General features: G+C 69.8%; 21 protein-coding genes. 9 read left to right on the top strand and 12 right to left on the bottom strand.

Features of this window, described 5'->3' with window-relative positions; genetic code table 11:
* Positions 1-10 precede the first annotated feature (10 nt).
* Positions 11-2,407, top strand: a complete 2,397-nt coding sequence (locus tag FHR38_RS23310) for an Hsp70 family protein (protein WP_184536671.1) — start codon at positions 11-13, stop codon at positions 2,405-2,407.
* 35 nt (positions 2,408-2,442) lie between these two features.
* Here FHR38_RS23310 and FHR38_RS23305 read toward each other — a convergent pair whose 3' ends face one another.
* Positions 2,443-5,712, bottom strand: a complete 3,270-nt coding sequence (locus FHR38_RS23305; RefSeq protein ID WP_184536670.1) for an NACHT domain-containing protein — start codon at positions 5,710-5,712, stop codon at positions 2,443-2,445.
* Between the two features lie 202 nt (positions 5,713-5,914).
* On the opposite strand from FHR38_RS23305, the gene FHR38_RS23300 reads away from it, so the two are divergent.
* From FHR38_RS23300 to FHR38_RS23285, 4 genes are all read left to right on the top strand, one after another.
* Complete coding sequence (locus tag FHR38_RS23300) at positions 5,915-6,238, top strand: DMT family transporter (protein WP_184536669.1); 324 nt, start codon at positions 5,915-5,917, stop codon at positions 6,236-6,238.
* Positions 6,239-6,384: 146 nt separating this feature from the next.
* Entirely contained in the window at positions 6,385-6,810 is a 426-nt protein-coding gene (locus FHR38_RS23295) for a TetR/AcrR family transcriptional regulator (protein WP_221449143.1), read from the top strand.
* Between the two features lie 126 nt (positions 6,811-6,936).
* On the top strand, positions 6,937-7,464 hold the full coding sequence (locus FHR38_RS23290; protein ID WP_184536668.1) for a hypothetical protein: 528 nt from the start codon (positions 6,937-6,939) through the stop codon (positions 7,462-7,464).
* 75 nt (positions 7,465-7,539) lie between these two features.
* The gene (locus tag FHR38_RS23285; protein WP_312882360.1) at positions 7,540-8,433 is read left to right on the top strand and encodes a 1-aminocyclopropane-1-carboxylate deaminase/D-cysteine desulfhydrase; all 894 of its coding nucleotides are present in this window, start codon (positions 7,540-7,542) and stop codon (positions 8,431-8,433) included.
* Here the strand turns inward: FHR38_RS23285 and FHR38_RS23280 are convergent.
* The 3 genes from FHR38_RS23280 to FHR38_RS23270 all read right to left on the bottom strand — a co-directional run bounded on the left by FHR38_RS23280 (position 8,423) and on the right by FHR38_RS23270 (position 11,148).
* Entirely contained in the window at positions 8,423-9,541 is a 1,119-nt protein-coding gene (locus tag FHR38_RS23280; protein ID WP_184536667.1) for an acyltransferase family protein, read from the bottom strand. The two genes, FHR38_RS23285 and FHR38_RS23280, sit on opposite strands and share 11 nt — an antisense overlap.
* Complete coding sequence (locus FHR38_RS23275) at positions 9,534-10,502, bottom strand: alpha/beta hydrolase (RefSeq protein ID WP_184536666.1); 969 nt, start codon at positions 10,500-10,502, stop codon at positions 9,534-9,536. Before FHR38_RS23275 ends, FHR38_RS23280 begins: the two co-directional genes overlap by 8 nt.
* A gap of 169 nt (positions 10,503-10,671) precedes the next feature.
* Positions 10,672-11,148, bottom strand: a complete 477-nt coding sequence (locus FHR38_RS23270; RefSeq protein ID WP_221449142.1) for a MarR family winged helix-turn-helix transcriptional regulator — start codon at positions 11,146-11,148, stop codon at positions 10,672-10,674.
* 123 nt (positions 11,149-11,271) lie between these two features.
* Between FHR38_RS23270 and FHR38_RS23265 the strand changes: the two genes are divergently transcribed.
* Positions 11,272-12,930, top strand: a complete 1,659-nt coding sequence (locus tag FHR38_RS23265) for an MFS transporter (protein WP_312882359.1) — start codon at positions 11,272-11,274, stop codon at positions 12,928-12,930.
* 352 nt (positions 12,931-13,282) lie between these two features.
* Here FHR38_RS23265 and FHR38_RS23260 read toward each other — a convergent pair whose 3' ends face one another.
* The 3 genes from FHR38_RS23260 to glnA form a co-directional block, all read right to left on the bottom strand.
* Entirely contained in the window at positions 13,283-13,534 is a 252-nt protein-coding gene (locus FHR38_RS23260) for a hypothetical protein (RefSeq protein WP_184536663.1), read from the bottom strand.
* Between the two features lie 113 nt (positions 13,535-13,647).
* Positions 13,648-14,199: a GNAT family N-acetyltransferase gene (locus FHR38_RS23255; protein WP_184536662.1), complete on the bottom strand. Its 552-nt coding sequence runs from the start codon at positions 14,197-14,199 to the stop codon at positions 13,648-13,650.
* Positions 14,200-14,203: 4 nt separating this feature from the next.
* Entirely contained in the window at positions 14,204-15,553 is a 1,350-nt protein-coding gene (gene glnA, locus FHR38_RS23250) for a type I glutamate--ammonia ligase (RefSeq protein ID WP_184536661.1), read from the bottom strand.
* Positions 15,554-15,942: 389 nt separating this feature from the next.
* Between glnA and FHR38_RS23245 the strand changes: the two genes are divergently transcribed.
* Together FHR38_RS23245 and panB are read left to right on the top strand one after the other, a co-directional pair.
* Positions 15,943-17,718 carry an NAD+ synthase gene (locus tag FHR38_RS23245; RefSeq protein ID WP_184536660.1) on the top strand — a complete coding sequence of 592 codons (1,776 nt, stop codon included), beginning with the start codon at positions 15,943-15,945 and terminating at the stop codon, positions 17,716-17,718.
* A gap of 167 nt (positions 17,719-17,885) precedes the next feature.
* Entirely contained in the window at positions 17,886-18,743 is an 858-nt protein-coding gene (gene panB, locus FHR38_RS23240; RefSeq protein ID WP_184536659.1) for a 3-methyl-2-oxobutanoate hydroxymethyltransferase, read from the top strand.
* Between the two features lie 88 nt (positions 18,744-18,831).
* On the opposite strand, the gene npdG is transcribed toward panB, so the two are convergent.
* The 3 genes from npdG to FHR38_RS23225 all read right to left on the bottom strand — a co-directional run bounded on the left by npdG (position 18,832) and on the right by FHR38_RS23225 (position 20,704).
* Positions 18,832-19,530, bottom strand: coding sequence for an NADPH-dependent F420 reductase (gene npdG / locus FHR38_RS23235; protein WP_184536658.1), 699 nt, complete (start codon positions 19,528-19,530; stop codon positions 18,832-18,834).
* Between the two features lie 123 nt (positions 19,531-19,653).
* Positions 19,654-20,412: a histone H1 gene (locus tag FHR38_RS23230; protein ID WP_184536657.1), complete on the bottom strand. Its 759-nt coding sequence runs from the start codon at positions 20,410-20,412 to the stop codon at positions 19,654-19,656.
* An 88-nt stretch (positions 20,413-20,500) separates the two neighbouring features.
* Entirely contained in the window at positions 20,501-20,704 is a 204-nt protein-coding gene (locus FHR38_RS23225) for a hypothetical protein (protein WP_184536656.1), read from the bottom strand.
* Between the two features lie 337 nt (positions 20,705-21,041).
* Here FHR38_RS23225 and FHR38_RS23220 point away from each other — a divergent pair, with 337 nt between their 5' ends.
* Positions 21,042-22,319, top strand: coding sequence for a M48 family metalloprotease (locus FHR38_RS23220; RefSeq protein ID WP_184536655.1), 1,278 nt, complete (start codon positions 21,042-21,044; stop codon positions 22,317-22,319).
* A 304-nt stretch (positions 22,320-22,623) separates the two neighbouring features.
* On the opposite strand, the gene FHR38_RS23215 is transcribed toward FHR38_RS23220, so the two are convergent.
* On the bottom strand, positions 22,624-23,073 hold the full coding sequence (locus tag FHR38_RS23215; RefSeq protein WP_221449140.1) for a DUF6924 domain-containing protein: 450 nt from the start codon (positions 23,071-23,073) through the stop codon (positions 22,624-22,626).
* Positions 23,070-25,007 (bottom strand): family 43 glycosylhydrolase, encoded by a 1,938-nt coding sequence (locus FHR38_RS23210; RefSeq protein ID WP_221449139.1) that lies wholly within the window; start codon positions 25,005-25,007, stop codon positions 23,070-23,072. The genes FHR38_RS23215 and FHR38_RS23210 overlap by 4 nt, the downstream gene beginning before the upstream one ends.
* Positions 25,008-25,038: the final 31 nt, after the last annotated feature.

The following is a 25,038-nucleotide window of genomic DNA, read 5'->3' as shown; positions in this document are numbered from 1 at the left end:
TTGTGGCGTGGTGGGCATCGGCGGGTTCCGGCTGGGCATCGACTTTGGCACCTCGAACACTACCGCCGTACTGGCCGGGTCGGACGGACGGCTTCGGCCACTGCTCTTCGACGGTTCACCAGTGCTGCCGTCCGGTGTCTACGCCGAACCCGGCCAGGGACTTGTGGTCGGGCGCGATGCCATACACGCCGCTCGGATTCGACCGGATTGCTTCGAGCCGTACCCCAAGCGATGCATCGACGATGACTCGGTGCTGCTCGGCGACGTCGCGGTACCCGTCGAGCAGATGATCTCGGCGGTGCTGCGCCGGGTCGCGGTGGAAGCGACCCGCTCCGGCGAGCACCCGCCGCCAGCCGTGATCACCTGCCCGGTCGGCTGGGGTCCGCAACGGCGGCATCGGCTCCTCACCGCCGCACAGCAGGTGTTTCCCACGGTGGTCCTGGTGGCCGAGCCGGTGGCGGCGGCGAGCTACTTCGCCACGATGGCCGGTAATCGCATGCCCGTCGGCTCCCACGCCCTGGTGTACGACCTGGGCGCCGGCACCTTCGACGCCTCGGTGGTACGCCGTACCGAGGGCGGTTTCGAGGTGCTGGCCAGCGATGGGTTGCCGGATGTGGGCGGCCTCGACATCGACGCCGCGATGGTGGCGAGCCTCGGGCAGACCTATGCGGAGCGCGACTCGACGGCCTGGGGCCGGTTGGTCCAGCCCGTGACCCGGGCCGAGCGTCGCGCCAGCCGCGCCCTGTGGGACGACGTACGCACCGGCAAGGAGCTGCTGTCGCGTACGGCCACCACGCTGGTACACATCCCGTTCTTCGACGATGACGCGCCCCTGCCCCGCGAACTGTTGGAGCAGCTCGCTGCCCCGCTGCTCGCCCTTACGGTCGACATCACCCGTTCGCTGCTGGCCAGCGTGGGGATCGCGCCGGCGAACCTGGCCGGGCTGTTCCTCGTCGGCGGGGCAAGCCGGATGCCGCTGGTGGCGAGTTTGCTGCATCAGCGGCTGGGGATCGTCCCTACCGTGGTCGAGCAGCCGGAGCTCGTCGTCGCCGAGGGCAGCCTGCACGCGCAACCACTGCCGCCACCACTACTGCTGGTGTCACCACCACCGCCACAGTCACCGCTGCTACCGCCATCACTGCCGGCGGCACCGGCACCCGGAGTGCCGACCGTGCCACCCTCGATAGCGGTGGTGCCGGCACCTGCTGTCCCCACCGCCGCCCGTCGTAGTCGCCGTACCCGATGGGTTGCCGTGCTCGCCGCCGGCCTGGTGATGGCACTGGTCATCGCCGGTCTATTGGCGAACGCACTGCTCCGCGAGCGGAACAGCGGCACCGGTGCCGGCACCGGCGACGGGGTCGGCGCGACGGGTGCCGGCGCTGGCTCGCCAACCCCGTCGGCCACGCCGACCGGGCCACCGGTCCTGCCCGAACCCCGCCGGGTGGAGGTGCCCAACGACGGCGGGACCAGTGATCCGGTACGGCACGTCACGCTGAGCCCGGACGGCAAGACCATCGCCGCCATCCGAGTGAAGTCGGTACGCCTCTACGACGCAGCCACCCTGCAACAGATCGGTGAACCGGTCACCGCCCGGAGTGATGCGTACTGGAACGCAACATTCAGCCCGGACAGCCGTACCCTGATCACCGCCGGTGACGGATTGTCCAGCGCTGCGGTACGGGTGTGGACCGTGTCGAATCGCATCGCCAACGGGACGCTCAGCGATGCCTTCTGGACGTCCTGCCTGACCTACGGCCCGACCGCCGGGCTGCTCGCCGTCTGCGACGGCCCCGGTTCCTCGGTACGACTGTGGGACCCGAGCCGCCGCCGCAGCCTGGGCCGGGTCGACAGCGACAACGTCGCCGCCATCAGGTACGTCGCGTTCAGCCCGGATGGCCGCACGATGGCCACCGACGGCGGCGCGGGCACCACGCTGCTGTGGGACGTCGCCAGCCGCCGGCGACTGGGGGTGCTGCGCGGAGCCACGTACGACGGAATTCCGCTCAACGATCCCGGTGCCCCGGTCGCGTTCAGCCCGGACGGTCGCACCCTCGCCGTCGGTGGAGGCGACGGCCGGGTGGCCCTCTGGGACGTCGCGGGCCACAAGAAGATCGCTGACTTCGACGGCAGCCACCACAATCGGGTGACCGCGATCGCGTTCAGCCCCGACGGACGCACGGTGGCCAGCTTGGGCGGCACCACCCTCCAGCTCTGGGACGTCGCCACCCGCGAGCCGGCCGGGCCGGCGCTGGAGGACATCGTCGACTACTACTCCGCGCTCCCCGTCCAGTTCAAGGTGCCCGACATCCGGTTCAGCCCTGATGGTCGTACGCTGATCGGCTGTTTCAACAACCACCTGCTGATGTGGGACCTCACGGCACTCGGCACTGCACCGCCCGCCCGTTAGCTGGTGCGCCTGTCTGCCCCGGGGCAGCCGAGCCCTCACACGCGCTGGTCGTAACGCGCCCTCAGCTCCGGATGGTCCGCCAGGATCTCGGTTACCAGTTCCCCGGGCAGTACCAGATCCCCGTTGACGGGGTCCCTCAGTTCCGTTAGCCGGACCACCACCTCGGCGGCGATCCGCCCATCGATCCTGCGGTATTCGTTCTGCAGGAAGAGGACCGACAGCCGGCGAAGGAACCTGTCCACCGCCCGGTCCCGACCGAGAAAGACCAGCACGCAACGCAGCAGTTGCTCGACCAGCTCGCCATGCCTCGACACGACGCGGTCAGTCTTTCTGATGACTTCGGCGGCGGCCTCTGCCGATATCTCCGGGTCGCCGGCGAGCCGGTCGAGAAGGAGGCCGGTGACCCACCGTCCGGACTCCGTGCCAGCCCACCAAAGGTGCAACGCTTCGGCGCAGCGCAGGTAGGTGCGCTCACGCTCGACCACCGTGCCCGCCGTCAGCGGCGACATCATCAACGCAATCACGTCATGCAGCACCGACCGGGCCGACGAATCGGGTGGGTCGAGGAATCGGTTGATCCCCGACCGTAGGGTCGCCATCGGTTCCAGGGTGTGTGCCAGCAGGTCGTCGTCGATCCCACACCGAAAGTGCGCCCTACGTGCCAGGTTCGTCCATGAATGCCCGGAGTGGGCAAAACCGACACCTATCCGCCTCGCTCTGTCAAACGTCCAGTGCGGATCGACCGCTGGGACATCGAACTGGTCCGGGTCGGTGGCGAGGCTGAGTGCGATGTCCCGGGTGCCGTCATCGATCCAGAGCCGGTCGAGGACCAGGATGTCCACCAGGCTGTTCCAGTCCTCGCCGGTCAACTGGGACTGCCAGAGCAGGGTCTCCCGGTGCCAGCAGGGCACCACGTTCCGGCCCGGATAGAGGGTGCTGCCGCGCAGTGTGCCGGCGGCACAGACCGCCAGCAGCATCAGGTTTGCGCTGTACGCGGCGTGTCGGGCCGGCACCGGCAGCGGCCGGGGCTGGTAGCCGTCGTAGCGGCGGGAGGTCCGAGTGTGGTGTGCCCCCTGGAACAGCCGGGCCAGCAGGTCGGTGAGGGCGGCCCGCTGTTCGGCGGTCAGCCCGGAGGCCAACGCACGCAGGAAGCCGACGATCGGAGCCCGGCCGCTGAGCACCGCGTACGACAGCAGGGCGTGTAGTAGGTCGTCGTCGACCGGACTGCCTCCAAAGGACATGGTGGCGGCGGCCTCCCGGGCCATCAGGTCGGCCAGCGCCTGCCAGACCAGCCGGGCCACCAGGAACTCGCCGAAGGTGGCGTGCAGGAACTCGTACGTCTCCAGTCGGCTGTCGTTCTGTGACGCCTGCGCCCGGTGCACGAAGAAGAACCGGCCGAGCACGATCTCGGCGGGGCGCAGCGGTGCCCGCAGGTCGGCGGCGGTGGCCGCCGTCGCCGGAGCGCCGAAGAGCGTCGCCAGATCCGCCTCCAACTGGGCCTCGGTGACCCACTGGGCGGTGCGGTTGAACATGGCGAAGGCCACCACCGACAACCGGCGCAACTCCTCCTCGACGGCCCGGTCCAACTCCCGTTCGGGCAGCCCCGGCCGATGCTTGATCACCTCCCGGCGGGCGAACCGGCGCAGCAGCCGCTCGTAGAGTTCGTCCTGACGCAGTGTCCCGGCCGAGCGCAGCGCGTTGCCGTCGGCGTCGTAGAGCGCCAGCATCAGCAGCAGTAGCGGCTGCTCGGCCAACTCCCGATGGGTCAGTACGCTCGACAGCTCCAGCGGCTGCACTTCGCAGGAGTCGAAGTAGCGCCGGTTGGCGGCGTTCCAGGTGGCCAGCCAGCCCGCGATCCGGGTCTCGTCGAACGGCTCCAACCGGATCGCGACCGTACCCTCCGGTGGCTGGGCCCGGTCGGCGACGCTGGTGCGGCTGGTCACCACGACCACGACCGGCCGCCCCTGGTCGGCCTCCCGTCGCTGGAACGTCGCCACCCGGGCCAGATAGTCGGTCTGGCTGACCCCGGTGGCCTGCAACAACTCGTCGAAGCCGTCGAGCAGCACCACCGGCAGGGCGTCCCCGGCCGAGCGGGCCAGTGCCGGCCAGTCCAGTCGTTCGCCGGTGGCGTCGCGGACCGCGTACTCGATCTGGTCCTGTAGGTCGGCGGCGGCCGGCACGTCGCGCAGCACCACCCGGATCGGCAGGAAGTCGGCCGCCGGCAGGCGGGCGGCGAGCACCTTGGTGAGCACCGACTTGCCCGAGCCGGGCTGACCGAGCACCAGCAGCGGGGCGCGGGTCGCGCCCGGGGTGGTGAGGTGACCGGCGAGGAATTCCGGCAGGTCGTCGCGGACCGGCTGGTCGGCCCACCAGGTCTCGTCGCTGGGCCGGGCACCCGGCCCCACCTCGGCGACCCGGCACAGCGGTGGCAGGTACGCCTCGCCGAGCGTTGGCATCTGCAACCCCGCCGGCACGTCGCCGGAGGCGATGATCGGCCGGTCCAGGGCTGCCGCGTACGCCCGGGCCAGCCCGGCCCGCCGGGTGTCGGGCGTCGCCCCGGTGGAGATCTCGGCGAGGAGGCGTTCCAGACCGGCGAGCGAGGTGGCGAGCTGACGTACCTCGGTCCGGGTGCCCTCGTGCTCACGCAGCGCGGCCCAGAACGCCACCTCGGGAAAGTCGCCGGCGAGTCGCCCGAACAGTTCGTGGTGGCGCTCCACCGCCCGGCGCGGAAGCTCGGCGAGGGCGTCGTGGAAGCTGGCCTGGTCGGCGTGGCCCAGCCGGTCCCAGGCGGCCAGTCCGGTCACGAAGGTCCCCAGCCGGTCGGCGACGGAACGGTAGTAGCCGTCGAGTGCGGAGCGGAACTCCTCGTACGGCTGCTGCGGTCGGGGAGTCGGCACACCCCCGGCGAAGAACGCCCACATCAGGGGCTGGTCGTCCCCGCGCGCCCCGGCGAGTGTCACCCGTTCCTGGTGGGTCAGCGCCAGGTCCGCGAAGCGGAACGACAACTTCGCCTCGGCCAGCGCCTCGAAGAAGGCGGTGACCACGATGACCCGGTGCGCTGCCGCCAGGCGCTCGGTCCGGCGGTACCGGGACAGGCCCGCACGCCGCTCGGACAGGCCGCGCACCAGTTCGTGGCTGAGTCGGATGAACTCCACCCGCGCGTCGAACAGACTCAGTACGGCCGGGGCGGCGACGGATATGCCGAGCATGGCCCCGCCGGTCAGCGTGTCGAGGGCGCTGACCATCCTGCTCTGCTGCCCACCCAGCAGTCGGGCGGCGTCGGCGTAACTGAGCGTCTTGGGCACGTACTGCTCCCATCGGAGGAACCGTTGACGAAGGACTGCCGGTGGAACCTTGACGAGGACTGTCGGTGGCGACCGGAGGACATCCAGCAACAAGCATGCCGGTAGCGGACAACCGTTCACGGCCTCCCACTTTCCCGGCCCGGCCCTCCAGTTCCACGTGTACATTTGTACTTGTACAGACGTACAAGACGGGAGAGGGATCATGCCGTTCGTGTTGCTCGGCCTCGCCATCGCGGCCGAGATCATCGGAACAAGTCTGATCAAGAGCACCGAGGGATTCACCCGACTGTGGCCGACCCTGGCCTGCCTCTCCGCGTACGCCGCAGCCTTCTTCACGCTCTCCCAGGCCATTCAGAAAGGGCTCCAGGTCAGCATCGGCTACGCCCTGTGGTCCGGACTGGGCACGACGCTGATCGTCGTAATCGGGGCACTGTTCCTGAACGAGCCGCTCACCCTGACGAAGGTCCTCGGCATCGCCCTGGTGGTCGCCGGTGTGGTCGTGCTCAACCTCGGCGGTGCACACTGACCGCTCGACGCGACCCCGAGGGTCGCCGCCGCACCGTCCGCGACCCCGAGGGTCGCCGCCGCCGCATCGTCGAAACCACCTGCCTGCTGATCGCCGAGGCTGGCATCGGCACCGTCACCCACCGGCTCGTCGCCGCCCGCGCCGAGGTGCCGCTGGGGGCCACCACCTACTACTTCAAGACCCTCGACGACCTGACCGACGCGGCGCTCACGTACGCCGCAGAGCTGTCGGTCGAAGGTCTACGCGGCTGGGCCGAAGCCCTCGACGCCAGCGCCGACCTACCGGCGACCCTGGCCGAACTGACCACCGCCTACCTGGCGGACCGTCCCCGAGTGCTCCTGGAGTCCGAGATCTACCTCGCCGCCGCCCACCGGCCCGAGCTACGCCCGATGGCCCGGGTCTGGTTCGACGGCCTGGTCGAGATCCTCGAACCTCACACCACCACCCCCGCCGCAGCCCAGGCGGCGGCGGTCTTCATCGACGGGGTACTCCTGCGTGCCCTGAACGACACACCACTCGACACCCCCACCATCACCGCCGCCCTGGCCGCGCTGTTGACGACAGTGCGATGAGTCCGACCACCGCCGCTACGCCACCCGCAAGATTTTCAGGCGGCTGACAGGTGCGGCATGGCCCCGACACAGTTCACCGCGCCACTGTCGATCGAGTCCGACACGGTAAGTAACCATGGAGGCTTGATGTCCAGGCTGTTTTCGAAGAAGAACACCCTCGCAGGGCTGGCCACGGCGGGCGTACTCGCCGTGGGTGTGGCCGCGCCGACCCTGGCGTTCGCGCAGGACGGCGGCGACGCGACGGCAAAGCCGTCGACGTCCAGCAGCACTACGGAGGGTGACAAGCACGAGCAGCACCGAACCGAGCGGCAGAGTGAGTTCGCCAAGGCGCTCGCCGACGAGCTGGGCGTGCCGCAGGACAAGGTCGAGGCCGCGTTGACCAAGCTTCGCGAGCAGCACAAGGCCGAGGTGGCGGAGAAGCGCGACGAGTGGAAGCAGCGCGCCGGCGAGAACGCCGATGAGAACAAGGCCGATCGGCAGGCCAAGCTCAAGGAGCGGCTGGACCAGGCCGTGGCGGACGGCAAGCTCACCCAGGAGCAGGCTGACGCCATTGTCAAGGCGTACGAGGCGGGCGTGCTGCCCGGTCCCGGTGGACCCGGCGGTCGCGGCCACGGCGGTCCGGTGGAAACCCCGGAGGGTACGACCGGCAAGTAAGCCGGCCCGGTGCCGCCCACCCGCCGCACTCCCCCTGCGGTGGGTGGGCGGCACCGTCTCCGGCAGGCTGTACGGGTGCACCCCGGCGAGCCGCCCCCGACGACGATCCCGCTCCGGCTGCCCTCTCCCCTGGTCGAACTCGCCGATGACCGGCTCGACGCGGCCGGGGTCCAGCTGTTGGTCAAACGGGACGACCTGATCCACCCGGAGTTGCCCGGCAACAAGTGGCGAAAGCTGAAGTACAACCTGGCGACAGCGGCCGAGCAGGGCCACGACACGTTGTTGACCTTCGGTGGGGCGTACTCCAACCACATCCGGGCCACCGCCGCCGCCGGACACTACTTCGACTTCGCCACGATCGGGGTGATCCGGGGCGAGGAGCACCTGCCGCTGAACCTGACCCTGTCGTACGCGACCAGCCGGGGCATGCGGCTCACCTATCTGGACCGGAGCACCTACCGCAGCAAACACACCCCGATGGTGGTCGACACACTGCGGCGGGACTTCGGCCGGTTCTATCTGCTCCCCGAGGGCGGCAGCAATCCGCTGGCGGTACGCGGCTGCGCCGAACTACCGGGCGAGATCGACGCGGAGTTCGACGTCGTCTGCTGTGCGGTCGGCACCGGCGGCACCCTGGCCGGTATCTCCGCCGGGCTCGGACCAGCTCGGCGGGCGATCGGCTTCTCGGTGCTCAAGGGGGGCGAGTTCCTGGCCGGTGAGGTCACCCGGCTTCAGGAACAGACGTACGGCACCAGCTTCGACAACTGGCACGTCGAGTACGGCTACCACGGCGGCGGTTACGCCAGGACGACTCCGCAGCTGACGGAGTTCGCCGACGACTTCACCGAACGGCACGGTCTGTCCCTGGACCCGATCTACGTAGCCAAAATGATGTTCGGCATCTTCGACCTGGCCGAACGAGGTGCCTTCGCCCCCGGCACCCGAATCGTCGCGGTCGTCACCGGCTGACCGCCACAACCCGGGTGCCTCGCTCGTGCCGGTGGAACGCCGCCCAACAGACCAGCAGGGCCAGCGCGAACAGCGGCAGCCAGGCCAGCCGGGCGGCCACCCAGCCCACCCCGTCGGGAACGGTGTGCAGGCCGGGCAGTGGCCAGCCGGCGAACAGACCGAGCGTGGTCACCGCGGTCATCGCCGTCTGGTGCCACAGGAAGATCGTCATCGCGGAGAGGTTCACCAACGCCACCCCGGCCCAGACGGCGGGACGCCGCAGCATCCGCCGCAGCGGGCCGACCAGCAGCAGCGCCCCGCCGCACTGCGCCAGGCCGAAGGTGACGGCGGCGAGGCTCGGTGGGTTGAGGTTGGAGAAGCCCTCGCCCGGCACCCCGACCATCGCCGCCGGATAGCCCGCCCAGCGGACCAGCACGGCGGTGGCGACCACCCCGCCGAGCAGCAACACCCACCCGGTCTCGCGGCTCCGCAGCCGGTTCCGCGCCCAGGCCGCACCCAGGCAGTACGGCACCAGCCAGCCGGCCAACAGATTGATCCAGCCGAGCCAGTCCGGTCCACCGAAGACGAGCCGTGACACGTCGACACCCAACACCACGGCCAGTGGCCACCCCGGGTGCAGCCGTACGACCAGCGGGGTCAACACGGTCAGCGCCGCGAAGACCAGCAGAAACCACAACGGAGACAGCACCAGCCCGACCAGGGTCCGTACGGTCGCCAGCGGCACCCCGGTCGCGAGCAGCGCTCCCGCCGCCACGGTCCACACCACCAGCACGACGACGACCGGCCGGAACAGCCGCGCCATCCGCATACCGAGCCAACGCCGGTACGACCCGCCTCGGGCGTTGGTCCCGGCAAAGCTTCGAGCCGCCACCTGCCCGCCCACCAGGAAGAAGACCGCCAGGGTCTGGAGCAGCCAGGAGACCGGAGTGAACCCGGGCAGGTGCGGTAACGGGCTGGTCGCGTACAGCGTGCCGCTGTCGCTGACCAGGGCCGTCACCAGCCAGTGGCCCAGCACCACCCCGCAGATGGCGAGCGCGCGTAGCGCGTCGACCGTGCGGTCCCGGTCCGGCGGGGTGGCCGCCTCGATCCGCCGTACGAGGTCACGCATGTCCGCGCTCCTCAGCCGGACCTTCCCCGGCGACGATCTGGGCGATACTGCGCAACGACACCGACCCGGGTTTCAGGTAGTCGCTGTGGCCGCCGTCGCCCGCCGCGAAGATCCGGGCACCGAAGGGTGGCGAGACGGGGTCGGCGCCGAGCCCGATGGTGGCGAAGGGCAGCCGGAGCCGCAGGTGCGGCACGTTGTCGATCCAGTCGCCGGTGCTGCGGCCCGCCCAGACAGTGGCCGAGGTCCGCAGTCCGGCGACATCGTCGACCCCGGTGCCGGGGCTGCCGTACAGGACGATATCCGCGACTTGCAGTCCGGGCGCGGCCTGGGCGCAGACCACGGTCCCGTAGGAGTGGCAGACCAGGGCGACCCGCGCGTCCGGCGCGGCGACGCCCAGCTCCCGGATGAACGTACGCAGTTCCGCAGCGCCGTCGGCGGCCCGCCCTGGCGTCAACACCTGGGGGCTGATCGTTGCCGGTGTCCGATAGCCGAGCCAGGCGACCACGGCGATCCGGTCGCCCAACTCCCGGTGTAGCGCCTCGGCGTCGGCCGGAAGACGCTGGTAACTGTCCAGGTTGGTGTCCGCGCCGGGGACCAGTACGGCGATCCGCTCGGCCCGGCACAGGTCGCCGAAGACCTCCACGGTGCGCCCGCCGTCGCGGCCGTCGAAGGACAGGAACTGCCGCGTCGGGTCCGCCATGGTACGCAGCACCGCCGCCCGGCTCCGGTCACCATGGTCGGTCGCCATCTGCTCGGTCGCTCGGATGCCGTCGAGGTTGATGGCATACCGTCCGACGATGTCTGCGCACACTCCGGCCCGCAACGGCGCGAGGGCCAGCGGCGCGGGTGTCGGGACCGCCCCGGGACGGGCCGCGCCCACCATCGGCACCGTCACCGACACGGCGACGAACGCCGAGTACAGAAAGCGACGCCAGCGGTCGGTGCGGATGCGGGACGCCATGGGAGTTCCTTTCGGTACCGAAGATCAGTCGTGTTCTTCGGTACCGACGTTATGGATCATCACCCCTGTTCGGCGTCCCGCTACGGTCCACACCTGTGGGTAGCTCCCAGGTACTACCCGGCGGCGTGGCTAATCCCCACGGTGGTATCCGGTGGGCTACCTACGCCGGTCAGGTCTGGCGTACCTGCTCGGTGAGCGCCTCGTCCACGGTGGCACCCAGCTGGTCGAGGAGTTCCTGGAACCGCTCTAGCACCTCGGGTGGGTACTGCGACAGGATGGCGTCCTGGCGTTCGTTGACGGATCTGAAGAATTCGTCGGCGACCTCCCTGGCCTGCACGCTGCTGCGCAGGGTGACGATCCGCCGGTCGGTGTGTTCCCGGGTACGGGAGACGTACCCGGCCTTTTCAAGGCGGTTCAGCAGCGCGGTCATGGCCCCCGAGGAGAGTGAGATGCGCCGGCTGAGCTGGGCTGGCGACAGCGGGGTCCCCCTCGCCTCGGCGGAGGCGATCTCCCAGAGTGCGAAGGCGTCGGTGGAGTGTACGCCCAACAGGGTGGCGAACCGGCGGCCCAGCTCGGTGAAGCTCGCGCCGTAGGCCCTGAGTCCTTCCGCCAGCCGTTCGCGCTGTGCCGCGACACCGCCAGTCATCGGTTCCTCCATCTGGCCGCTGCCTTCCTCTCGTGCCACGTACGCCAGCGACGGGCGCTTTGACAACCTACCGACCCGGCAGATAGCTTCACCATGAAGTTACTTTACCGTGGAGGCAATCAGGTGCTTTCCCCTTCCCCCGCCCACCGATGGCTCGGTCTGGTCGTCATCTCCCTGGGCATGGCGCTGATCGTGGTGGACACCACCATCGTCAATGTGATCATCCCTCCGATCATCGAGGACCTGGCCGTCGACTCCGCCGAGGCACAGTGGATCCAGGAGTCCTACGCCATCGTCGTCGCGGCGCTGCTCCTGCTGGTCGGCCGATTGGCGGACCTACTCGGTGCCCGCCGGATCTTCCTCGCCGGTGTCGTGGTCTTCGGCGCCACCAGCATGCTGGCCGGCCTGGCACCCACTGGCGGCCTGCTCGTCCTGGCCCGCTTCCTGCAGGGAGTGGGGGCAGCCATGATCGTGCCGACCTCCCTGTCCCTGGTGAACGCGACCTTTACCGGAAAGGCACGCGGCCAGGCGTTCGCGGTCTGGGGCTCGACCATCGGCGCGGCCTCAGCGCTCGGCCCGCTGCTGGGCGGCTGGCTCGCCGAGGACACCTCATGGCGCTGGGCGTTCGGCATCAACGTCCCCTTCACCGTACTGATCTTCCTCGGCGCACTGGCATTCCTCGCGCCCTCCCCCCGGACCCGTGGACGCATCGACGTCATCGGGGCGGTCCTCTCGGTTCTCGGGCTTGGCCTGCTCGCCTTCGGACTCATCGAGGGACGCACCCTGGGCTGGCTCGGCAGCGTCGAGCCGCTGAGCATCCTCGGCTTCACCTGGGACGCCGGGCCTTCCCCCGTTCTGGTCGCCCTGGTCCTGGCTGTCCTGACACTGCTCGGATTCGCCCGACGGCAGGCGATCCTCGTCCGGAGTGGCGACACCACGCGGGCTCTGGTCGACACCCGCCTCTTCTCGGTCCGCTCCTTCCGCAACGGCAACATCGCGACTCTGATCATCGGGCTGGGCGAGTTCGGCATCATCGCGGTGCTCCCGCTGTGGCTACAGTTCACCCTCGACTACAGCGTGCTACAGGCCGGCCTCGCCCTGGTCCCCCTGGCCGTCGGGAGCTTCCTCGCCAGCAGCGCCAGTTTCGGGATGACCGCCAGGTTCAGCTCCCTCGGGCTGGTCCGCCTCGGGCTGGTCCTCGAAATCGCCGGCCTCGCCGGACTGGCACTCGTCGCCACCACCGACAGCCCCTGGTGGCCGATCGCACTGGCCCTGCTGCTCTACGGCGTCGGCGTCGGGTTCGCCACCGCTCAGGTCACCAACGTCGTCCTCGCCGACGTTCCCGCCCACAGCGCCGGTCAGGCATCCGGTATCCAGAGCGCCGCACGGCAACTGGGATCCGCGCTGGGAATCGCGGTACTCACCACAGCTTTCTTCAGCACCCTCGGCACCAAGCTCGGACAACTCCTCACCGCCACCGGCATGTCGACCACGGAGTCCGACCGCTTCACCGACACCGTCACCGACAGTGCGGGGTCGGCGATCGCGGCCCTCGCCGCCAATCCGCAGACCACCGTGGTCGCCGACGCGGCCCAGCTGGCGATGACCGAAGGAATCACCCTCATCGGCTACCTCGCCGCCGGTCTCCTCCTGCTCGGGCTCATCGCCACAGTCGCCATCCCCACCAACGCCGCCCCTTCCGTGCCGGATCGGTCCACACCGGAACCGGACCGGTCCACAGCCGCTACCCCGCCGCGCCCCATCAGCCGCCAAGGAGCCTGATGTCCGACGCACCGCACACCGACATCGACCCGTTCGCCGTCACCGTCCGCGGCATCGGCGAACCTCACCCCGCCCACGCCGTGCTCCGCGCCATCGGTCCGATCGTCCGCGCCGACGCCCCAGCCGGCGGCCCAGTCTGGATCATCACCGACTACGCGTTGGCCCGGACGGTCCTCACCCACCCGCACATCGTGAAGGACCCCGCGTACGCGCCGGTGGACTGGGATCCGCGGATCGCCGCTCTCGAACCGTCCGCCGCCACGCAACCCTCGCTCACCACCCTCGACGGCCCGGCCCACGAGCAACTGCGCCGCGCACACGCTCCGCTCTTCACCGCTCGGCGAATGGGTGACTACTCCGAGCGGATCACGACGATCGCCCGCACACTGCTCGCCACGCTCGCCACCACCGGTGAACCTGTCGACCTGATGGTGGACTTCACCACCCGGTTCCCGCTCACCGTCGTCTGCGACGTACTCGGTGTGCCGCTCGACCGGGTCGACCAGGCCATCTCAGCCTGCCGCCGTATGTACAGCGACGACCCCGAGGAGGTGGGGATGGCGATGACCGCGTTCGCGGAACTCGCCGCCGCCGCGCTCGGCAACGGCCGGAACGGACTCGCCGATGCCGGCCGCGGCCTGGCTGCGCCAACCAGAAGACAGACTGCCGTTGCGCCGGCTGACGTGCGATCCCTCGTGCGTCAGCCGGCACACCGCCTCAGCGGCTGCGCCACTCGTCGGCGAGCACCGACCAGACTTCCTGATCGGCCCGTACGCCATTGGCGTCGGCCGGCACGGACTGCCGCAGCACCCCGTCCAGGCTCATGCCCAACCGCTTCGCGACGTTACGGCTGCGGGTGTTGGCCGACTTCGTCACCCACTCGACCCGGGTGATGCCCCGCACCTCGACCGCCCAGTCGATCATGTGGCTGACCGCGCGGGTGATCAACCCCCGCCCCTCGGCGGCCGGTTCCAGCCAGCAGCCAACCTCGCACACCCCGGCCGCCGCGTTCACCGAGACGAAGAGCGTGCCGCCGACGAGCACCCCGTCCCGCCAGATCCCGTAGATCCGGGCGTCGTCCTTGGCCTGCTTGTCCGCGTAGCGTTGCAGGACCTCGCGGGCCCCGGCCACGCCGGTGGCCACGAAACTCGGCCCGACCCAGGGGGCGATGTGCTCCCGGGCCCGGTCAAGGTCGGCCGCGAACTCCTCGGCCTGCCACGGTTCGAGGGGGCGCAGTACGGCGTCGTCGCCGAGAGGGATAGCGAACATCGGCTCAGAGTGCCAGATAGCGCTCCCGCTCGTACGGGGTGACCACCCGGCGGTACTGCTCCCACTCGGAGCGCTTGTTACGCAGGAAGAAGTCGAAGACGTGCTCGCCGAGCACCTCGGCCACCAGCTCCGAACCGGCCATCACGTCGATCGCCTCGGCCAGGTCCTCCGGCAGCGACTCGTACCCCATCGCCTTGCGCTCGGCGTTGGACAGCGACCACACGTCGTCCTCGGCCCCCGGCGGCAGCTCGTAGCCCTCCTCGATGCCCTTGAGGCCGGCACCGAGCATCACGGCGAAGGCCAGGTAGGGGTTGGCGGCCGAGTCGAGCGAGCGCACCTCCACCCGGGCCGAGTTCGGCTTGCCGTACGCCGGCACCCGCACCAGCGCGGAGCGGTTGAGGTGCCCCCAGCAGACGTACGCCGGGGACTCGGTGATCCGGTCCGGCAGCGCCTGCGGGAAGAGCCGCTTGTAGGAGTTGACCCACTGGTTGGTGACCGCCGTGTATTCCCGGGCGTGGGTGAGCAGGCCGGCGATGAAGGCCCGGCCGACCTTGGAAAGTTTCATCGGGTCACCGGCGTCGTGGAACGCGTTACGTTCCCCCTCGAAGAGCGACAGGTGGGTGTGCATGCCGCTGCCCGGCTGGTCGGTGAAGGGCTTGGGCATGAACGAGGCCCGTACGCCGTGCGAGAGCGCCACCTCCTTGACCACGTGCCGGAAGGTCATGATGTTGTCGGCGGTAGTGAGCGCGTCGGCGTAGCGCAGGTCGATCTCCTGCTGGCCGGGGGCCACCTCGTGGTGGCTGTATTCCACCGAGATGCCGATCCGCTCCAGCGCCAACACCGCCTGCCGGCGGAAGTCCCGGGCAACGGCGTGCGTGGTGTGCTCGAAGTAGCCGCCCGCGTCGACCGGTACCGGGACCGACCCGTCGGTGGGGCCGTCCTCCAGGAGGAAGAACTCGATCTCGGGGTGGGTGTAGAAGGTGAACCCCTTCTCGGCGGCCCGGGACAGCGCCCGACGCAGCACGTGCCGAGGGTCGGCCCAGGAGGGGCTACCGTCGGGGAGCAGGATGTCGCAGAACATCCGGGCGCTTTCGCCGCTGCCCCCACCCTCGAACGGGAAGACCTGGAAGGTGGTCGGGTCGGGCATGGCGACCATGTCGGATTCGAAGACCCGGGCGAAGCCCTCGATGGCCGAGCCGTCGAAACCGATGCCCTCGGCGAACGCGGCCTCCAGCTCGGCCGGCGCCACCGAGACGCTCTTCAGCGTGCCCAGCACGTCGGTGAACCACAGCCGAACGAAACGGATGTCCCGTTCCTCCAGCGTACGGAGCACGAACTCCTGCTGACGGTCCACTTCCACCCCTCGCGACAACTCTGCTCGTACCAGACCGGCCGGGCGCTCACCTCCGACCGGGGGGGTGGGCGTCGGGCAGCTTGACCGCCCAGTCTCCACCGCCCTGATTACGCCGACGTTACGCCGGCCACACCCGGCACCACTGTACGGGGGCGCGACCCGCCGGGCCCGGCTCCGATCTGCCCGGGTGGAAGCCGGCACAGCCGACTCCGATCTGCCCGGGTGGAAGCCGGCACAGCCGACTCCGATCTGCCCGGGTGGAAGCCGGCACGGCCGGCTCCGATCTGCCCGGGTGGAAGCCGGCACGGCCGGCTCCGATCTGCCCGGGTGGAAGCCGGCACAGCCGGCTCCGATCTGCCGGGTCGGATCACGTACGGCAAGATGAGGTGATGCCGACCTTGCGCCTCGCTCTCGCCCAGGTCAACACGACCGTGGGTGATCTGTCCGGTAACGCCGAACTGGTCCGCCGATGGACCCGTACCGCTGCGGACGCGGGCGCACAACTCGTCGCCTTCCCCGAGATGACGTTGACCGGTTACCCGGTGGAGGACCTGGTCTTCCGGGAGTCCTTCGTGACCGCCTCCCGGGCCGCCATGCACCAGCTCGCCACCGATCTGGCAGCCGACGGGCTGGGCGAGGTGCCGGTGCTGGTCGGCTACCTCGACGCTGACGGTCCGCCCGCGGACAGCGTCCGGTCCGTGGCGGGCAAGGGGCCGCGCAACGCGCTGGCCGTACTGCACACCGGCCGGGTGGTGGCCACCTACTTCAAGCACCACCTGCCCAACTACGGCGTCTTCGACGAGGACCGCTACTTCACCCCCGGTGACACGCTGACCGTGATCCGCGTCGGCGAGGTGGACGTCGCGCTGACCATCTGTGAGGACATCTGGCAGGCCGGCGGCCCGTTCACCGCCGCCCGCCGGGCCGGTGTCGGCCTGGTCGTCAGCGTCAACGGCTCGCCGTACGAGCTGAACAAGGACGACGTACGACTGCCGCTGGTGCGTCGCCGGGCCGCCGAGGCCGGGGCCGCCGTGGCGTACGTCAACCTGGTCGGCGGACAGGACGAGCTGGTCTTCGACGGTGACTCGATGATCGTCACGCCGGACGGGACGCTGCTGACCCGGGCGCCCCGGTTCATCGAGCAGCTGGTCGTACACGATCTGGAACTGCCGGCGGCGGACGTCGCGCGCCCAGCCACCGAGGAGCCGCCAGCCGACGACCCGGCCGGGATGCGGATCGCCCGGATCCCGGTCACCGGAGCACTGCCCGCTCCGGCGGGACCGCCGGCCATCGGCACGATCGAGAAGCCGGTCACCGACGAGGCCGAGATCTGGCAGGCGCTGGTGGTCGGCCTACGCGACTACGTCAACAAGAACGGCTTTCCCTCGGTGGTGCTCGGTCTCTCCGGCGGCATCGACTCGGCGGTCGTGGCGGCCATCGCGGTGGACGCGCTCGGTCCCGACCGGGTGGTCGGGGTGTCGATGCCGAGCCAGCACTCGTCGGAGCATTCCCGCAGCGACGCCGCCGACCTGGCCGAACGCACCGGCCTGGACTACCGGGTGGAACCGATCCAGCCGATGGTGGACAGCTTCCTGGCCAACCTGTCGCTGGCCGGGGTGGCGGTGGAGAACCTCCAGGCCCGGGTACGCGGCGTGCTGCTGATGGCGCTGTCGAACCAGGAGGGGCATCTCGTCCTCACCACCGGCAACAAGAGCGAGCTGGCGGTCGGCTACTCCACCCTCTACGGCGACTCGGTGGGTGGTTTCAACCCGATCAAGGACGTATGGAAGACGCTGGTCTGGAAGCTGGCCCGGTGGCGCAACGAGGACGCGACCCGGCGCGGCGAGCAGCCGCCGATCCCGGAGAACTCGATCGGCAAGCCGCCCAGCGCCGAGCTGAGCCCCGGCCAGCTCGACAGCGACACCCTGCCGGAGTATTCCGAACTCGACCCGATCCTGATCGGCTACGTCGACGGTGACCTGGGCCGGGACGGGCTGATCGCGACCGGACACGACCCGGCGGTGGTGGACCGGGTGCTGCGCATGGTCGACCTCGCCGAATACAAGCGCCGCCAGTCGGCCCCCGGCACCAAGACCTCGATCAAGGCATTCGGTCGGGACCGGCGACTGCCCATCACCAACCGCTGGCGCGAGCACGGCTCCTGACCGTCGCCGATCTGGCCGGTCTGGCCGGTCGCCGGTCTGGCCGTCGGCGTTTCGATCGGGTTGTGAGAACTTCCACTCGACTCTGCCCTGTCCGGCCGCTGCGGTGCGACGATCGGCGCAGAACCCGGGGACCGCGAACGCGGCCTCGAGGGCGAGAGGAGTTCCACATGTCCGAGTCAGGGGTCACCCCCGCACCGGCCGAGGTGCCGACGCTGTACGGCGGGCCGGCAACCCGGCGGGTACGCACCCGCGACCTGCTCGCCGCCAAGGAGCGCGGCGAGCGCTGGGCGATGCTCACCTCGTACGACCAGTACACGGCTGCGATCTTCGACCAGGCGGGGATCCCGGTGCTGCTGGTCGGCGACTCCGCGGCCAACAACGTCTTCGGCTACGAGACCACGGTGCCGGTGACCGTCGAGGACCTGCTGCCGCTGGTCCGGGCGGTGGTCCGGGCGACGAAGCAGACGCTGGTCGTCGGTGACCTGCCGTTCGGCTCGTACGAGGAGGGGCCGACCCAGGCGCTGCGCACGGCGGTGCGGTTCATGAAGGAGGGCGGCTGCCACGCGGTGAAGCTGGAGGGCGGTCGGCGCTTCGCGGCACAGATCGCGGCCATCACCGGTGCCGGCATCCCGGTCATGGCGCACATCGGGTTCACGCCGCAGCGGGAGCACACCATCGGCGGCTACCGGGTGCAGGGCCGGGGCGAGGCCGCTGCGGACGTACTCGCCGACGCGCAGGCGGTGGTCGAGGCGGGTGCCTTCTCGGTGGTGCTGGAGATGGTGCCGGGTGAGGTGGCCAAGCGGGTCACCCACGAGGTGCCGATCCCGACGGTGGGCATCGGTGCCGGCCCGGACACCGACGCGCAGGTGCTGGTCTGGCAGGACATGGCGGGCCTACGCGGCGGCCGGGCACCCCGGTTCGTCAAGCGGTACGCCGACCTGGCCGGGGTGCTCACCGACGCCACCCGCCGCTACGCCGACGAGGTACGCGACGGGCAGTTCCCCGCCGCCGAACACACCTTCTGACCGGTTCCGTCCGGGGTACGGGCGCGCTCGGTCCCGTACCCCGGTGGGCTTCACCGGCCCCGCCCCGGCGGGTCTGGCGATTCGTCGCTCAGAGGTCGGTGACCCGGATGCCGGCGTGCGCCTTGTACCGCTTGTTGATCGCGATCAGGTTCGCGGTGAACGCCTCGATCTGGTGGGCGTTGCGCAGCCGGCCTGCGTAGATGCCGCGCATGCCGGGAATCAGTGCGGCGAGCCCGCCGACGATCCCCACCAACTCCCGGTCCTCGGTGCAGATCAGCACGTCGAGGTCGATCCGGTCGATCGTCGGGTCGGCCAGCAGCGGGGCACTGACGTGGTTGAACGCTGCGCACACGCGGGACTCGGGCAACAGGGCGGCGGCCTGCTGCACCGCACTGCCCTCCTCGACCCGCAACGCGTACGGGCCCTGCCCGTCGAAACCGAGCGGATTGACGCAGTCGACGACCACCTTGCCGGCCAGTGGCTCGCGCAACGCGGTGAGGGTGACGGCGTGCCCGTCCCACGGCACCGCGAGGATGACCACGTCGGCCCGGGACGCCACCTCTATGTTGTCCCCGCCGGAGACGGTGGCGTCGGCCGGTACCCCGGGCAGCGCGGCGATCTCTCGGGCCGCCTGCTCCGCGCGCTCGGCTGTCCGGGAACCGACGAGTACGGTCTGTCCCGCACGCACGAACCGGTAGGCGAGGCCCCGCCCCTGGTCGCCGGTGCCGCCGATGATGCCCACGGTCAGCCCGGACACGTCGGGCAGGGAACTAGCGTCGTATGCCATGGCGGTCATCCTCGCAAACCGGCGTGACCGGTGGGCGGTGTGGGACACCGTACCGGTCGACCGTAGGGTCGACCGGTACGGTGCGTCGTACCCGCTGTCGGGCCGGGTGCACGTACCCCGGGTTCAGCCGGTGGTCTTGCGGGCCGCGACCCGGGCGGCCTTCTTGGCCGGCGACTGCCGAGCGGTGACCTGCTTGGTCGGCGTCTTCCGGCCGGTCAGTTTCCGGGCCGACACCGTTCCGGCCGTCGACTTCCGCGCGGTGGTCTTCTTCGCCGCCGTCGTGCGCGCCGTTCCGGTCGCCTTCGTGGCGGCCGTCTTGCGGGTCGAGGCCGACTTCGCGGTCGTCGCCTTCTTCGCGGGTGCCTTCTTCGCCGCCGTGGTCTTGCGCGCCGCCGCCGGACGCGTCGACGTCGTCTTCTTCGCCGTCGACTTCTTCGCGACGGTCTTCTTCGGCGCTGCCTTCTTGGCGATGGTCTTCTTCGCCGTGGCCTTCTTGACCGCCGCCTGCTTAGCCGTCGACTTCGCGGCCGTCGTCTTCTTCTCGGCGGTCCGCTTCGCCGTGGCCTTCTTGGCCGCCGTCGACTTTGCGGTCGTCGTCTTCTTCGCGGTCGTCGACCTCGCCGTCGTCGCCTTCTTCGCGGGTGCCGTCTTGGCGGTCTTCCGGACCGTGGTCGGTGCCGTCTTGCTGGCGGTACGGGCCGTCGTCGCCTTCTTGCGGGCGGGGGTCTTGGCGGCGGTCGCCCCGGTGGCCCGCTTGGTCACGGTGGCGGCCTTCTTCGCCGCCGTGGACCGCTTCATCGGTGCCTTCTTGGCCCCGGTGGTCTTCCGGGCGCCGGTGGGTCTGGCAGCCGGCCGGGTGGTGGCCTTAGTTGCTTCGGCCATCTGGGTTCCCTCCTTGCGGGACATGCTCTCGGTCGTCTCCCCGACGGAGACCACGGAGTTCCTCGACGCGGACCCTCGCCACGTCGGATTACCTCTCCTCCCCGGCCCAGCGGCTGTCCTCGGCTTCCCACGCCTCGTTACGCTCCTGCACCAGTTGCAGCGCGTTCTCGGCATCGGTAGCTGAGGCGTACGGGCCGAAGACGTACTTCGCGGGACACACGTTGGCGTCCGTCTCGACCTGGTGGTGTCGTAGGCACCAGAAGTACCGCGCACCACTTCCGCTGTCGCTCATGGGATCACTGTGCACCGCAAATCGACGGCGCGCTACCGATTCGCGCAAATAGTCCGCGCCGCTTCCACAGTAGACCCGCTCCTACCCTGACCAGCGGGGTTTCCGCGAACTGCGTCGCTTGTCGGAATCCTGTTGTACAGCAACGGATTTATCTGCGTAATCGTCACCGGCTTCGGACGTCGACCGATGGTCGGACCTGCGAAGACAATTTTCCGGCAGCACCACCGGTCCACGGTTGCGACGACCGGTCCTTCCGATCCGGCAGCCGAAATCGCACTAACGGGTGGTGTCGCCCGGAGGAGAAGGTACGGCAGCATCTGCCACCGTGCACCCACCTGTGACAGCCATACCGAACGACACCTCAACCTGTGCGCGTTGCTCCTCGGCCACCGTCTCCATCCACGAGGCCATCCCCTGGTGTCCCCGATGCGAGTGGAACCTCGACCGGTACGACCCGAACCGCCGCTCCCCCGAGTTCGGCTGGCGCTGGATCGACCGGCGAACCCACCAACTCGCCTACCGGCTGACCCGTCGGCAGTTCACCGAACTGGCCGAGCGGAGCCTCGACCGTCCCCGGCTGAACCTGGCCCGGATCACGACGGTGACATTCTCGCTGCTGTTACTCGCGGGTGTCGTGGCACTCGCGGTCGGCGGCGGCTGGCTGGCGACCTACCGGTTCCCCTCGTTGGCGACCGTACTCGGGGTCGCCGCACTCGGCTTGGCCATCGCGCTACGACCCCGCCTCGGCAAGCTCGATCCGCTGGTCGACGTGCTGCCCCGGGATAAGGCTCCGGCACTACACCAACTCATCGACGAGGTGGCGGCGGCGGTGGGCGCGCCCCGACCGGACGTGGTGGCGGTAGACCACACGTTCAACGCGTACGCCACCTCGGTGGGGCTGCGGCGACGCCGAGTGCTCTGCCTCGGACTACCGCTGTGGGGCTCGTTGGGTCCGCAGGAACGGGTTGCGCTGCTCGGTCATGAGTTGGGGCACTTCGTCAACGGTGACATCCGCCGGGGTCTACTCACCCAACCGGCGTTCACCATGCTCGGCTCAGCCGCCGACCTGGTCCGACCGGTCGACACCGTCGGCGGAGGGGACGGCGTGGGATTCGTCGGGGTCATCGGCGAGATGCTGGCCAACATGCTGCAGTCGATGCTCTCCCGTCTGCTATTCGGCGCCCACCTGCTGCTGGTGTGGGTCGGCCTGCGTGACGCCCAACGCGCCGAGTATCTCGCCGACGAACTGGCGGCCCGGGCGGCCGGCTCGACCGCCGCCGTACGGTTGCTGGACACATTCCTGACGGCGGACGTCGTGACGATGCTGGTTCACCGCGAGGCCAGGGCCGGTCGTGGTCCGGCCCACTGGCGGGTGGCCGCTGACGAGGCACGCACCAGCGTCACGGACCTGCCCCGACTACGGCAACTGTCGGTCCGTGACGACGTGTCCCTGTTCTCCTCCCACCCACCGGCCGGGCTGCGGGCCCGGATGATCGAGGCCCGCCAGTGGCGTACGGCAACCGTGGTGCTCACCGAGACCCGGAGCGAACAGGTCGACGCGGAGTTGGTCAGGGACTACGAGCGGACCCGCCGCACCATCAGTTGGGCCCACTAGCGCGACGATCCGAGCAACGCCGTTCGGGCGGTTCGGTGAGCCGACCGATCCCGCCCGGTTGATCGGCTGGCTCGCCTCCGAGGCGGGACGCGGATCGTCGGTCAGGTCATCACCAGTGACGGCGGATTCAACCTGCGCCGGTGACCCACCGGGTTGTACGACCACCTTGGCTGGGTACACCGGTTGGCTGGGTACACCGGTCAGCCAGGTGGGCGACGGCAGCAGCAGCTTGAACCAGACCGCATGCCCCGCCCCGCTGGCCTGGACGAGGCCGAGATGAAGCAGCGACGGCCCGGTCGCACCGCTAGCCGGCGAAGCCCCGGAAGACGCCGTCCGGGTCCACGCGGTCGGCAAAATCGCGGAAATCCAGGTTGGCGAGGGTCAGGTTGTTCTCGACGCCCCACATTTCGGCCGGCACGACCCGGAACCAGCGTCCCGGCTCGACGTTCAGGTCGAGCACGACCAGTGGCATCTCCGGGTTGGTGATCGTGACGTGGTCGACGAGGAACAAGAAACCGCGGTCGGCCACCCTCGGTAGCGCCACCACCTGCTCAACGCTCAGGTCGGCGAACGCCCGGTCGCTGACGAAGGACAGGGTTGCCCCGAACCCCTCGACCGAGAGTGCGCTACTCGCCGCGCACACCGCCGCCCAGGTCGCATCATTGGAGAAGTCGGTCCGCAATACCAGCGCACACGGCGGGTCAGGCATCGTCAGCATCGACGGAGTGTCGCAGACCAGCGTCGTCTCGGTCACGGTGCGATCTGGCCGCCCGGCCAGGGCGTCACCGTGGTGCCAAGGTGGGTTTGCAGGCTGCCGTCGGCGGAACGGCTGAACACGTGCTGCTCGCCCCGGAAGGCGATACCGACCGGATCGCCGGTGAGCGTACCGCCGAGGTTCTGTGCCTGTACGGACGTACCCGGCTGCCGCCAGAGGTGCCAGAGCGCGCCGTCGACGCCCCGGCCGTACACGTGCTGCGTCGGCCCGTGCCGGAAGGCGAAGGGCGTACCGACCAGGTTGCCGCCCCAGTTCTCGGTGTAGACCTTCCACTCACTGTGGTCGAAGAACCGGTGCTCCACGGTGCCGTTGGCGGTGCGATAGAAGACGTGCTGCTGCCGGCCGAACGCGAAGCCGGTCGGATCGGAGTGCACCGTGCCGACCGCACCCCAGTCGTCCACCGCGGGCAGGTTGTCGGGAATCTTCGGATACCAGTAGTAGTGCCGTAGCGAGTTGTCCGTACCGCGCGCGAAGACGTGCTGCTCGTCGCCGAAGGCGTAGGCGGTGGGGGTGCCGACCAGACTGCCACCCCAGTTGTCGCGGCGTACCGTGCCGTCGGGCTCCTGCCACCAGTGAGCGAGGGTGCCGTTGGGGGCACGACCGAAGACGTGCTTCTGGCCGTTGACGCTGACCATGCCGGTCGGGTCACCGGCCAGCCCCGTACCCCAGTCCTCGGAGCGTACGCCGACGCCCGGCGTCCACCAGAGGTGCCGGAGCCGACCGTCCGGCGTGCGGGCGAAGGCATGTTGCTCGGTGCCGTGCCGGAAGCCGCTGGGCCGGCCGGCGATGAGGCTTCCGCCCCAGGTGTCGTGGCGCAGCGTCCCGTTGGGCTGCTGCCACCAGTGGCCGAGGGCATCCTCCGGCGTACGGTCGAAGTACTGCTTCTCCTCCCCCACGACGTAGCCGCGGGCCGCCCCCGGGTCCTGGCTGGCCCACGGGTCGCCGGACGGCGGCACGACCGTGTCCGCCAGGGCGAGCGGCCGGCCGAAGTTCGGCGTTCCGTCGGCGTTCCAGGTGAACTTCTGTGCCCGCGTGGTCCGGCCAGCGGAGGTGTACTCCGACGTGGTCTTGCCGTGGTAGACGATCCAGTCCTCGGTGCCGTCGGGTGACTTGAAGAAGCCGTTGTGCCCCGGACCGAAAACGCCGGCGGCGTCGTTGCGCCAGAAAACCGGACCGGCATGCTGAATCCAGTTGTCGGGTACCAGCGGGTCCTGACCGTCGGTGATGGACTTCATCCACAACTGGTAGTCGGGCTTGCTCGTGTCGCAGGTCGAATACACCAGAAACGTACGGCCCGCTCCGCGCAGACTCACCGCACCCTCACGTACCTCGTCGCAGCCGCCGCTGGCGGGCAGTGCGACCCGGGCACCGGTGGTCGACCACGGGGTGTCCATCGCCTGTAGATAGATCTGTGCCGGTCCACTCCTGCCGCGTCCGGGGCCGCTCCACGTGAAGTAGCGGCGGCCGTTGTGTACGAAAGGCTCACCGTCGATGGCGTACTCGCCGTGGTCGGCGATGCGGGCCTTGAAGTGGTACGGCCCCATCGGGTCGTCGCCGGCGGACTCGATGACGTACATCCGGTGGTTGGCGTCGACGCCGTCGCTGGCCGTGTAGTAGATGTACCAGCGTCCGTCGAACCGGTAGAGACCCGGGGCCCAGACCTGCTTGTTGCGGCTGACGTCGGCATCACGGAACACCGTCGTCTCGGGTGCGGTGGCGAGGCCCGCGAGAGTGGGCGACCGCCACATGCCGATCCGGTTGCCCAGGGTGGTGGCCAGGTAGTAGTTGCCGTTGAAGTAGGTCAGCGTGGGGTCGGCGCTGCCGTTGAGCGGGTTGCGGATGGTGGAGCCGGCCTGGGCCGGGGACACCGGTAGGAGCACGAGGCACATCACGAGCGCCAGCAACCGCTTCATGACCAGATCCTTCGACATCGCGCGACACATT

Source organism: Micromonospora polyrhachis (assembly GCF_014203835.1).
GTDB classification, from domain to species: domain Bacteria; phylum Actinomycetota; class Actinomycetes; order Mycobacteriales; family Micromonosporaceae; genus Micromonospora_H; species Micromonospora_H polyrhachis.
Note: the sequence above shows the minus strand (reverse complement) of the source record. Positions and strands in the feature narration are given on the sequence as shown.